The 11,789-nt window shown below is 64.0% G+C and carries 8 protein-coding genes; 4 read left to right on the top strand and 4 right to left on the bottom strand.

The annotated features are described in order from the left end of the window. The first annotated feature begins 14 nt into the window (after window positions 1-14). Genes exbB through L2Y96_RS03510 form a run of 3 tightly spaced genes read left to right on the top strand, consistent with a single transcriptional unit; the run spans window position 15 to window position 1,868 of the window. The gene (gene exbB / locus L2Y96_RS03500; protein WP_247332270.1) at window positions 15-704 is read left to right on the top strand and encodes a tonB-system energizer ExbB; all 690 of its coding nucleotides are present in this window, start codon (window positions 15-17) and stop codon (window positions 702-704) included. 4 nt (window positions 705-708) lie between these two features. Further along, window positions 709-1,137: a TonB system transport protein ExbD gene (exbD, locus tag L2Y96_RS03505; RefSeq protein WP_247332272.1), complete on the top strand. Its 429-nt coding sequence runs from the start codon at window positions 709-711 to the stop codon at window positions 1,135-1,137. Then, window positions 1,134-1,868, top strand: coding sequence for an energy transducer TonB (locus tag L2Y96_RS03510; RefSeq protein ID WP_247332274.1), 735 nt, complete (start codon window positions 1,134-1,136; stop codon window positions 1,866-1,868). Before exbD ends, L2Y96_RS03510 begins: the two co-directional genes overlap by 4 nt. A gap of 68 nt (window positions 1,869-1,936) precedes the next feature. On the opposite strand, the gene L2Y96_RS03515 is transcribed toward L2Y96_RS03510, so the two are convergent. The 3 genes from L2Y96_RS03515 to L2Y96_RS03525 all read right to left on the bottom strand — a co-directional run bounded on the left by L2Y96_RS03515 (window position 1,937) and on the right by L2Y96_RS03525 (window position 9,352). Next, entirely contained in the window at window positions 1,937-2,314 is a 378-nt protein-coding gene (locus tag L2Y96_RS03515) for a hypothetical protein (RefSeq protein WP_247332276.1), read from the bottom strand. Window positions 2,315-2,680: 366 nt separating this feature from the next. Further along, window positions 2,681-5,743, bottom strand: coding sequence for a TonB-dependent receptor (locus L2Y96_RS03520; protein ID WP_247332288.1), 3,063 nt, complete (start codon window positions 5,741-5,743; stop codon window positions 2,681-2,683). A gap of 357 nt (window positions 5,744-6,100) precedes the next feature. Further along, entirely contained in the window at window positions 6,101-9,352 is a 3,252-nt protein-coding gene (locus L2Y96_RS03525; RefSeq protein WP_247332290.1) for a protease pro-enzyme activation domain-containing protein, read from the bottom strand. Between the two features lie 209 nt (window positions 9,353-9,561). On the opposite strand from L2Y96_RS03525, the gene L2Y96_RS03530 reads away from it, so the two are divergent. Then, a complete protein-coding gene (locus L2Y96_RS03530) occupies window positions 9,562-10,974 on the top strand; it encodes a sensor histidine kinase (RefSeq protein ID WP_247332310.1) in 1,413 nt (470 codons plus the stop codon). A gap of 2 nt (window positions 10,975-10,976) precedes the next feature. On the opposite strand, the gene L2Y96_RS03535 is transcribed toward L2Y96_RS03530, so the two are convergent. Further along, the gene (locus L2Y96_RS03535; RefSeq protein ID WP_247332313.1) at window positions 10,977-11,696 is read right to left on the bottom strand and encodes a response regulator transcription factor; all 720 of its coding nucleotides are present in this window, start codon (window positions 11,694-11,696) and stop codon (window positions 10,977-10,979) included. Window positions 11,697-11,789 lie beyond the last annotated feature (93 nt).

An 11,789-nucleotide genomic window follows, 5' to 3' on the forward strand; every position in this document is an offset into this window, starting at 1 on the left:
GGTACGCAACGACCATGCTCTTGAACACGGCACCCGATTTCAGCCCGCTCGCGATGGTGCGCCATGCCGACAGCCTGGTGCAGGCCGTCATGCTCTTGCTGGCCCTGGCTTCGCTTGCCACGTGGTCGGTTCTCTTTGCGAAAGCCTGGGAGCTGCGCCGGCAAGCGCGCGAACTCGGCGCGGCCCGGCGTGCGTTGCTGGAGGTGGGTACCCTTGGCGAAGCGCGCACGGCTGAGGGGCTGGGCGGCGCGCTTCCCGTAGCGCTGCTCGGTGCGGCTGCCAGCGAGTTCCGGCTGTCGTCCGGTGATGCCGTGGCCACGGGCCTCACTGAGCGCGTGGCCATGCGGTTGGCACGCATCGAACTCGCATGGTCGCGACAGGCGCGGCGCGGCATCGGCGTGCTGGCGACGATCGGTGCGACGGCGCCGTTCGTCGGTCTGTTCGGCACGGTGTGGGGCATCATGAATAGCTTCGTGGGTATCGCGCGGGCCAATGCGACCAGCCTGGCCGTCGTGGCTCCCGGCATTGCCGAGGCATTGCTGGCGACTGCGTTCGGTCTTGCCGCGGCGATTCCCGCGGTCGTCATCTATAACCACTTCACCCGCTCGCTCGCGTCATTGCGCGGTATCTCGGGTGACCTTGTCGTCGGTGTACAGATCCTGGTCTCCCGCGACATGGAACGTATGCAAGGCGGGGTGGCCTGACGTCATGGCCTTCGGTATGCACGAAAGCTCGCACGATGACGAGCCCGGCGAACACCACGAGATCAACGTGACACCCTTCATCGACGTGATGCTGGTGCTGCTCATCATCTTCATGGTGGCCGCGCCGCTGGCCACGGTGGATGTCCCGGTGGAGTTACCCGGAAGTACGGCCTCGGCCCGTCCCGATGACAAGGCGCCGCTGTACCTCACGGTGGACGCAGGCCACGCGTGGCGCGTGGGCGACGAAGCGGTGGCACGAGACCAGCTGAAGGCGGCGCTCGATAGCGCATCGCACGATGACAACACACAGCGCGTCTACGTGCGTGCGGGCAAGGACGTGCCGTATGAAGCCTTGATGGAAGCGATGGATGCCTTGCGTGATGCGGGCTACCTGCACGTCGCTTTGCTGGCGTTGGAGCGCGGGCAGGGATGAGTGCGTCGGTCGACCGCCGGCGCTGGATCGTCAGCGGCACGCTGGCGCTAGCCTTGCACGCGGCCGTGCTTTGCGTCGCTATCCATGCGCCGTCGCGTTCGCCGCGCCCGGATGCGGCGCCGATGCAGGCCGTGATGCTGCAGCTGGCTCCGGTGCCCACGGCGCCGCCGCAACCGGCTGTTGCTGCCGCGCCAGGTCCCCGTCAAAGGGAACAGGCACCGAGCATGGCGAAGCCGAAGCCGCGGACGATACCGCCTGCGCCGGTGGTTCCTCCGAAGGGAGATGCACCGGTGCAAGAGAAAGTGGTCGCAGAGGCGGCCACGGACGTTGCTGACATGGCCCACGCGTCTGGAGTGGCGACGGCGCCTCCTGGCTCGGAGGCAAACGTAGCCGGTGCTGTCGCGGCACCCGCACGCAGTGAAGGGCAGGGAAGCGCAGTCAGGCTCACCTGGGAAAGCGTGTTGCTCGGCCACCTGGCGAGTTACCGTCACTACCCACCGCGTGCCGAACGCTCGCGTCAACAAGGTACGGCCTGGGTTCGCTTCACCGTTGATCACACGGGCCGGGTGTCTGCCGTGCGTATCGAACGTACGACCGGCTATGCGGTACTGGACGATGAAACCCTTGTCACGGTCCAGCGCGCGAGTCCCGTGCCGCCACCTCCCGAAGCACTGGGAACGGCGCCAGTCGACGTCGTGGTGCCCGTTGTTTTCTCGTTGCGAGAGCGTTGATTTTCGCCGCCGTCACACGGTCCGGTCGCCCCGTCCCTGGGGCTTGTCGTCTATCCCGGAACTACGTTTCAGTCAGAAAAGAAGCCCTGAGTGATAGGGCCGACAACGTAGTCGTATTGCGGTGTGGGTCCGTCGCCAAGACAGACGTCGGCATAGGTCGTGCAGAAGGTGGCACGAATGTTCGGCGACACGTACGCATAAACGACGCTGGCCTGCGGGCCATCCGAGCAAGCGTAGAACACTTCTACCCAGTTCCCGGAACTCCGTGGCGCCGTGCCCCAATGTTGCTGGTTAGAACTGCAGTAGCGCAGCGACTCACCGATAATGTGATCCGACGCATCAAAGTAGACGCGTTGTACGGCGTTCGACGCCGCAGCATGCGATTCGTTCGAAATAGTCCCGCAGATTGCCGCTGCAACAAGAGCAGCAATAGTTAGTGCTTTCATCAGAAAACTCCTTTTCTACATGGATGAAAAACCGAGCGCTTCCTCCGGCGGGCCGCCGACTGGCCGGATTTGTGTGCTGGGGACGCGCCTCTTGCAGCGTCGGCGCCACTCCTTTAAGTCGTGAGTGGTGCACATACATATTCGCGGGATTTCAGTAGCGACGTCTGTAGGGGAATTCTGATTCTTTTCGCTTCATTTCTACGTGCAACAGAGATTCTTATTCACGGTTTCTATCGTTGCGTTGCGTGCACAAAAAACGCCACCGCATTTCGGCGGTGGCGAGGGGAGATTCCCGATCCATCCCTGGCGAATTGTTATGGCCGTCCCGGCGTCTCCTGGGAGAGAGACGCCGGTCTAGGTTACGGTTTAGAAGTCGTACGTCGCGGTGAGGCGGGCGTAGCGCGGAGCCTGATAGAACTGGCCGAGGTCGTAGTTGTTCAGCACGGTCATCGGCGTATCCGATTCATACGTCGAGAAGCTGTTGAGCGGCTTACGCTCGTTGCTCACGTTGAACACCTGCAGGCCGAAGGCAGCCTTGCCGTCGAAGATGGCCGGACGGTACGTGACCGCGAGGTCAAGCTGCTTGAACCACGGGTTACGCTTGACACCCGGCGGTGACGGCTTGCCGTTGCAGTTGTGGTACGACGAGCCGTAACCGATCGGATCCGAATCGGCCAGGGCGTCTTCGTAACCCAGGCATTCCTTCGGCGAACCGGACGCGAGGCGCAGGTTGCCCGAGACCATCCACTCATCCGTGAGCGAATAGGCACCGTAAGCCTTCAGCTGGTGGGTGCGGTCATTCGACAGCAGGCCATTCGCAGAACGCATCAGCTCGGCCGAATCCCAGTCCTGGGTCTTCGAGATATCGGTCTGGCCGATATCCGACTTGGTCTGGCCTTCGGTGTTGCCGTACGAGCGCGAGAACGTGTAGTCGATGCGACCCTGCCACTTGCCGTCATACGGATGGTCGAGGTACAGGTCGAGGGCGTAGTAAGCGCGCTTCGCCTTCTGCGAGAAGCCCCAGTCTTCCTGGTTCATCTTCACTTCGGTGCGGCCGCTGCCATCGAGGTTGGCCAGGCTGAACGTGTTGGTGGAGCCCGGGTTGAAGATGACGCAGCCCGGGATGTTCACCGAATCCGGATCCAGGCCTTCGCGCGTCATCTTGTCGCCGATCTTGGCGGTGTCGCAGACGTCATCGATGGCGGTGCGGAGCTTACGTACCGTCACCTTGGCGCCGGTGACCCATGCCGAACCCAACTGCTTGTCGAAGCCGAAGATCGCTTCATCCTGGTACTGGCTCTTCAGATCGCGGGCAGCCACGGCCTGCGCATCCACCGCCTGGCCGTACTCGCCATCGGGCGAGGCCGGGCCGTTGGCGCTCAGCGAGGTCAGGCCGGTCGGACGACCGTACTGATCGATGCCGGTGTAGTTGAAGTACTCGTACGTGAGCGTCGACGGCGAAGCGCCACGGACAGCCACGTTGTTCGGCAGCGCCAGGTAGTAGCGGCCAAGGTTGCCGTAGATCTTCAGGCTCGAGTCACCGAAGACATCCCACGTGGCACCAATGCGCGGAGCCCACTGCGCCTGGTTGTTCACATACGGCTTGTTCTTGTCGTTGAAGTTCTTGAAGCCATCGTTACGGATACCGATGCTGACGAGCACCTTATCCGTCACCTGCCAGCGGTCTTCCAGGTACTGGGCACGCTGGTCGAGGGACATGTTGGTCACCGACGAGAAGATGCGCTGGCTGACGTAGTAGCCATCGCCACCCGGTGCGCCGGCGCCCAGGGCGCCGCTGATCGGCGTGTCCGGGTTCGCGGAATGGCCGTACTGCCAGTAATACCCCGGGCCGCTCGTGGCGATGCCTTCGTCGATGCCGCGGTAGTGCATGTTGTCGATACCACCGGCGAGGTGGTGGTCGCCGACCTGCCAGTCGAGGTCGATGCGCAGGCCGTGGGTACGGCTGCCCGCACGCGGATCCTGGGTCTGGTTCGACGGGTTCAGGTTGGTGATCGGGGTGCCGCCCGTGATCGCCGGATTCTGGTTTTCCGGGAAGTTGATATACGGCTGGCTATCGATGTTCGGCGTCGGGTTGTTCAGGTAATCGTCGGTCCAGCCCTTGGCATACGTTGCCGACAAGGTCAGGTCGTCGGTGATGTACGAGGTGTACTTGGCGATCGCGAACTTCGAGGTGATCTTCGACGTGTTGGCATCGGCGCCGGTCAGGCCGGTATGGGAGCGGGTGTCGTAGTCGTAGCCGGTGTAGACGCCACGCTGCTCATCGGTCGAGTGGATGCCGGTCAGCTCGAGGATGTTGGAATCGTTGATGTTCCAGTCGAGCTTGGCGTAGTACTTCGGCAGGTTGTACGTGTAGTGGTTGGTCGCCACCGGGTTCGCTTCAACCGACGAAGTGCTGTCGCCCTCCGACTTTTCCGCTTCCGCGGCGACGAAGAAGAACAGCTTGTCCTTGATCAGCGGGCCGCCGACATACGCGCTGTACGTCGTGGTCCACTTGGTGTTGTCCTTGTAATCGCGGTACGGCGTGCCGACCTTGCTCTCATCCTGGTAGCCGTAGCCTGGCGGGAGCCCGCGCGTGCCGTAGTACTCGGTGCCGAGCGAGGAAGCGGCGAAACGCGGCTCCCACAGCACCTGCGCACCGAAGTGCCATTCATTGGTACCGCGCTTACCGACCTGGGAGATCACGCCACCGTCGGAACGGCCGTACTTCGCCGAGTAACCGCCGGTATAGACTTCCTGCTGGTCGATCGCGCCGTACGGCAGGCCGACGCCGCCGAGCGCCTTGTACGGATCGGTCGTGTTGTAGCCGTTGATGTAGTACGCGTTTTCCGATGCGCCCGAGCCGCCGAACGACACGGTGCGGAAGCGGCCGTTGCCCAGCGTGCTGGAGCCCGGTACGGCGCCCGGTGCGAGCAGCGCGATGGCTTCGGCATTGCGGCCCAGCGGCAGGCGGGCGAGGGTCTCGGAGGTGACGACGGTGCGCGAGTCGACCTGCGAGGTATCGATCGGCGGGAGGGTGTTGGCGGAGACCGTGACCGACTCGAGCGACTGCGCTTCGGAGGCGGACGCGGCTGCGGCGACGAACGAGACGTCCGTGCTGCCGCCGACCTTGATGGAGACGTTCTTGCGCGAGTCGACCACGGCGCCGTTGTTCTTCGTGCTCACGGTGTACGTGCCGAGCGGCAGGTTGCTGATGTTGTAGCGGCCCTGGGCATCCACGGGGACTTCGCGGGTCAGGCCGTTGGTGCCCGAGACCTGGACGGTGGTGGCGGAGCCGGGCTGGACCGAACCAGCGATGGCGCCGGTCGTGGCCTGCGCGTAAGCACCACCCGTAATGCCGAGACCCGCCGCCAAGGCGAGCGCCAGCGTTGACCGACGCAGCAAGTGCGCCTGTGCATTGTTACGAAGCATGATTTTTAGACTCCCCAGATGGCCTTTCGGCCGCAGCGTACGAACGTGGCGCGCCCGTACGAAAAATCGATCTGAAACGCAAAACCCCAAAGGCTTAACGCAAGAAAGGCCCTCCAGCCCGTCTTTGCCGTAAGAAGTTAGAAGTTCGTCAGTAATACTGTCTATGCGACTTTTTCCTAGAGGAGGACATTATTGCCGTCGCAAGAAGTTGCGACTGAGCTGCCCCTGCAGGAGCGCGCTTGCGCGCGATAGGTGCTTGCGGCAAGGCCCATCGCGCGCAAGCGCGCTCCTACAGAAATGAAGAAAGGCGAGCGGTTGCCCGCTCGCCTTTCTATGGGTTGCCGAAAACGCGTACGGTCAGTGCGTGCCGACCGATGCGACCTGACCCGCAGCGGCGGGCGCAACGGCATTGGCCACACCCTGCAACCGGTTGAACTGCACCGCATAACCGCTAGGCACCACGAACGCGGTACCTGTACCGTCCGCGACCTGCTGCGACACGAACGCATCACCCGTGCCTTGCCACAGGAAGGCTTTACCCTTCGCATTCGTCCACAGGAGATCGGCGAGGCCATCGCCATCGAAGTCTTCGATCGTGGCCGGGCTGTAGCCACTCGGCGCGGCCATGGTGTTCTGGCTGGCGATCGTCGTGCCATCCATATCCCACCAGCGCAGCTTGCCGGTCGCGCTGTTGAACCACACCAGGTCGGTGCGGCCGCTTCCGGCGATTTCACCGGCGCCGATAAGGTCGAAGCCCGAAGGAGCAAGATCTGCGCCCGTGGTCTTCGCGAAGCCGCCCTTGCCGTCGTTGATCCAGTAGTGGACCGCCCGCTTCGGTCCGGTCCACACGATGTCGAGGATGCCATCGCCGTTCAGGTCGGCGAGATGCGGCGTGAAGCCGGTGGGCGCAGCCACGGAGCTACCAACGGCCTGCTGGCAATCCACCTGGTCGAGGCGGCCAAAGGTGATGGTGCCCGTGCAATTGATGGTCCAGAACGCCAGCTGGTTCGTCTTGCTGTTGAACCACACTTCCTGCGACTTGCCCGAGCCATCGACGAGGCCCGCGCCGACCATGCTCCAGCCCGCCGCATACGGGAAGCGGAAGTTGATCCACCCGTAGCTGTAGATCGCGAGGTTCAGTGTGTTGTCGGTCGGGTTGTCGCTCTCGATCACGTTCTGGCCGACGAGCTTGCCGCCGAAGATATCGTAAGGAATGGCCTTCACCTGGTCACCGGGCTGCAATCCGTCGACGATCTGATCGCCACGCTGCACAGGCAGCCACGTATCGGTATCGAGGACCGTACTGCCGTTCATGCGCACCAGCGTGGTATTGCCCGTCTTCGGCCCCACCAGCAACAGCGTGCTCTTGCCGTCGAGGATCGAGTTCAGGCCCACGCCTGGGTTTCCGCTGTCGTTGAAGCCGGCAAGATCCCATGTGCGCGAGATGGCGTTGCCGCGTGCCGTCTTCGCCGCGATGGCATGGGCGAGGTTCGTGACATCCAGGGAGCCGAGGCCGGTGGCGTAGTCGTAACCCTTGCCGGCCTTCCACGCGGTAACAAGCGACGCGCGCCCGCCATCGCTTACAACGCCGTACTGCTGGCCCTTCTTCACGAAGCAATCGGCGGTGCCGGCGAAGCAGGGCACATCGATATCGCCCGTCGCCACGTCGTGGAACACGCACGTGGTGTCTTTCGCCTTGCAGCCGGCGGCTGGCGTGGCGCTGGTGCCGTACTGCAGGCGTGCCAGGCCCCACAGCGTCGGTGCGACGTTACCAAGGCGATCCGCCGCGGCCTGGTTCACCAGGGCCTGGACGCCCGCCATGGCCGGTGCGGCGAACGACGTGCCGCCGGCACTGTTGAAGACCGAGTCGGTCGGGTCGAGGTAGTTGCACGGCGTGCCGCCCTGGTCGGCATCGGACATGCAGAAGATCAACGCATGGCCGTAGATGCCGTTGGCCGCGAACAAGGACACATCCGGCGTGGCGCGCGTGACGTTCTGGTCCAGGCCCGCCAGGCCTTGCTGCCACGTGGGCTGGCTCCACAGATAGCTCGGGCCACCGCTGCCGCCTGCTGTATTGAGGAAGTCGAGACCCTTGCTTGAGTTGCAGGCCGTGTTCGGGTCCTTGTAGCCGAGGACGGCATCCAGCTGGGCGCTCGCGCACGAGTCGTTCCACGTCTGCTCGGGGATGTAGCTGATGGCGCTTGCACCGAGTTCGCCGTTGCCCGCGAGCCAGTACTTGCTGGTCTTCTTGTAGTCGTCGAAATCGGTGCCACCCACGGCGACGTTATATGGCGTGCTGCTGAGGCCATTCACCGCGATGCCGAAGGTCGACGCCGCCTGGTTCTGGTCGCAACCGGCCACGCCGGCATCGCCCGTGGAGACGAATACCGTGATGCCTTCCGCGGCGGCGGTAGACCACAGCGCCGTCACGACATCGTTATCACCGACCGCCGTGCTGACGATTTCACATTCGCCGTAACTCAGGCTGAGGATCTGGGGCGGTGCAGCTTGCTCGAGCACGTTTTCCGCAGCAAGGAACGCGCCGAAGTCAGCACCGGTATCCGCGCACGATGCGAGCGTGATGTTTGCATCCGGTGCGGCGGCGCCGGCCCATTCCGCATCCAGCGCGGCCTCGCCTTCATCACCGTTGGTGCCAGGATCGGAGCAGCCCGCCGGGCCGGCCGGATGCACCTGGGCAAATACGCCTGCGGCATTCTTGGGCAGGAAGGTCTGGCGGAACGTCGCGACATCCGCGTCGAGCACATTGGTGCGCTCGAGCACCGTCACGTTCTGTCCGGCACCCCGCACGGGCGTCGGCTGGTTCCATAGCGGATTCACGTCGTAGATCGTGGCGAAATCCGCGGGGACCACGTCAAAGAAGGTGGAGCCCTGGTAGACGAAGTTGAAATCGCTCGATGGCGTTCCCGCCGATACCCACGCGCCCTTGCCATCACGCCGTACGGGCTGCGCGTTGCGCATCTGCGGCTTCGGGAAGAAGTCCGTCAGCGAGGCGACACCGCGTACCACGGGTACGAGGTCGGTGGGCAGTTTCTGTTCCGACGCATTGGCGAAGTGCACCTTGCCTTCAGCGCGGTAGCGGTGCATCGACGTCCCGAAGGCCTGCTGCACAGCGCCGACCGAGCCGGAGAAACGGATGAGCATGCCGTCGGCAGAGACACTCTTCACGCCAAGGCCCTGGCCTCCGAGCCACTGCTTTACGGCGGCGATATCTTTCGTGCTCGGGCCGAACTGCTCGCCCACCTGCTGCGCGGTGAGCCACTTGTGATAGTTGGCGGAGGCCGGGTTATCCAGCGAGGCCAGGTAGGCATCGAACCGCTTCTGCTGGTCGCTACTGCGCTTCATCACCAGGGTCATCGAAGGGATGACTTCGGCGGTTCCCATGGGACCGCTGTCGGTGCTGGTCGCCACCCGTGCAGGCACGCTGCCTTGCAGCGTGGTCATCTGGCGCGCATTGACCGCTTTGGTGAGCAGGGGAGTGGCCGTGGTGCTGCCGGGTGTGGTCGTGGCAGCGTGCGCCGTACAGGTGGCGCCGGCGACGATGAGCACGGCCGTGCCCACCCGCCAGGGACGAGAGATGATGAATGACATAGTGCCCTCGAAGGAAAAGAGTCCGGTTTGGCCCGTAATTCCTCGCGCCCAGCTCGCAAGAAGCTGCCCCTTGGCACGCGTCCGCACGCCACAAGTTCGTGCGGGACGCGCCAGACTAGCTTTACAACCGCCGAAAAGTCACACACGCTCGACTAGCCCGGTTCTCACCGATTCCTCACCATCGCCGCCGGGTGCCAGGGGAGTGCACGATGATGATGTCCCGCATCCGGCAATGGCTCGCTGATACGCCGATCGTTGATCCCGTCGATCGGCGCAATGCCACCTTCATGCAGCTGCTGTTGTTGTTCGAAGGCCTGCGCATTCCCGCGACCAAGTTCTATCTGTTCGGCGCTTACGGCTCGTACCTGTATGAGCACTTCTATGCGAAGGCACGTATCGGCGCACCCGCCGCCATGGGCATCGACATCGGGACGGATCTGGCGATGACCGTCTCGGCATGGCTGGGCTTCTACCTGATCCGCGTGGGCCGGTTCCCGCTCGCCGTGGCCCAGTTCGTCGGCACCATGCTGGTTTGTGGCGCCGTCGCCTATGCGGCATTTGGTTATCGCGCGACGGACGGCAACCTCACCCTGATCATGATCCTCGCATTGAGCGGTCTCATGCTTGGCCGCCGCGCGCTGTGGATCACGTACGCAGCGGAAGCGCTGATCCTCATCATGAGCGTGGATCTTCAGCCGCTGAAGTTATCGACGGAAACGCACTTGCCTGCGCTGATCGTGGCGTTCTACAACCTGCTGCCGATGCGCGCGCTTACCAGTTACCTGCTGATCGCACTCATCGTGGATCGAAGCATCCACGCGTTGCGCGATAGCCTGCTTGAATCCGACCAGCGCGGGCTGCAGCTGGCGCACGAGATCGCCGAGCGCGAGCGCACGCAAGCGCAGCTGCTACATGCACAGAAGATGGATGCGGTAGGCCAGCTGGCGAGTGGCGTGGCGCATGACGTGAACAACGTGTTCGACATCATCCTTGGCTTCTCCATGGAGCGTGACCGCCTGCTCGTCGATGACGAACCCCCCGAGGGCGACATGCGCGCGGTGGCCGATGCGCTGGAGGGGATCGAGCTGGCGGCGCGGCGCGGTACGGCCGTGTGTCGCAAGCTGCTTAACTTCAGCCGGCGCGATGTGCCGGAAGCGGAGGAGTTCGACGTAGTGGATGCGTTGAACGAGCTGCGTCCGCTCGCGCGCCAATCGCTGCCGCCATGCTGTGAGTTGCAGATGGAACTGCCACCCGGTGCGCGACTGATCTGGTTCGACCGCAGCCAGTTCGAGCTGGCGGTCATCAACCTGGTGACCAATGCACGCGATGCGATGCCAGAGGGCGGCCGCTGCACGATCGCGCTGGAAGACGCGGGCGGCTACGTGCTGCTCTCGGTAAGCGACACCGGCATCGGCATGCCGGAGGCGATCCGGGCGCAGGTGTTCGAGCCGTTTTTCACGACCAAGCCGGCGGAGCGGGGCACCGGGCTTGGCCTCAGCGTCGTCCATGGGCTGGTCCTGCAAGCCGGTGGCAATACCGTGATCCAGAGTGAGCCCGGCAAGGGCACGGTGATCCAGGTGTTCCTGCCGCTCAGCGCGCAAAGCCACCGAGCCGTTGCCTGAGCTCAGGCTTCCAGGACGTAACCCGTGCCGTGCACGGCGTTCAGGGGTAATGGTTCACCGAGCGCGGCCAGGACCTTACGGCGCAGGCGGTGCACCATGGAATCGAGCCGGTGCGGGTCGAACGCGAGCACGTCGTCGGTCAGTGCGGCGATCAGGGTCTCGCGGGGTACGACCTCATCAGCGTGCTGGAGCATGGCCTCGAGCAGGCGCCGTTCGCTCCGGGTCAGCATGACCTGGGCGCCGGTGGGTGAGAGCAGGAACCATTCGTCAGGGCTGAGCGTCCAGCGACCGCGTGGGGGTTGGGACGCCAGCGCGGGCTGCAGGCGCCGGGCGACGCTATATAAGGTAGCGATCAGTACATCGATTTCGACCGGCTTGGCCAGGTAGGCGTCCGCCCCCTCGAACAGGCCACGCACGCGGTCCCCCGTATCGCCACGCCCCGTGAGCATGACAATGCCGGCGCCGGGCAGCGTGGCGCGGAGCGTGCGGGCCACGGTGAAGCCATCGCCATCGGGCAGGCCGATATCCAGCACGAACAGGTCGGGCGCACCCCGCTTTACCGCGGCGTGCAGTTCGGCGGTACTACCGGTCGCCGTGACCTCGAAGCCGAACTGGACCAGCCTGGGCGCCAGGATCCGGTCGCGCAGCAGGTCGTCGTCATCCATGAGGATGACCCGCAAGGGGCGGGCTGGCGCGCCGGTCTCAGGGTTGAAGAGGGCCATTGCCAAGAGATTGCCGCCATTGGGGTGCAAAATCCATCGACCGTACCACTTTCTATACCAATGGGTATACCAAATCCTTGCGGCCGTCATTAC

The sequence above is a fragment of the Luteibacter aegosomaticola genome (assembly GCF_023078475.1).
Taxonomy (GTDB): domain Bacteria; phylum Pseudomonadota; class Gammaproteobacteria; order Xanthomonadales; family Rhodanobacteraceae; genus Luteibacter; species Luteibacter aegosomaticola.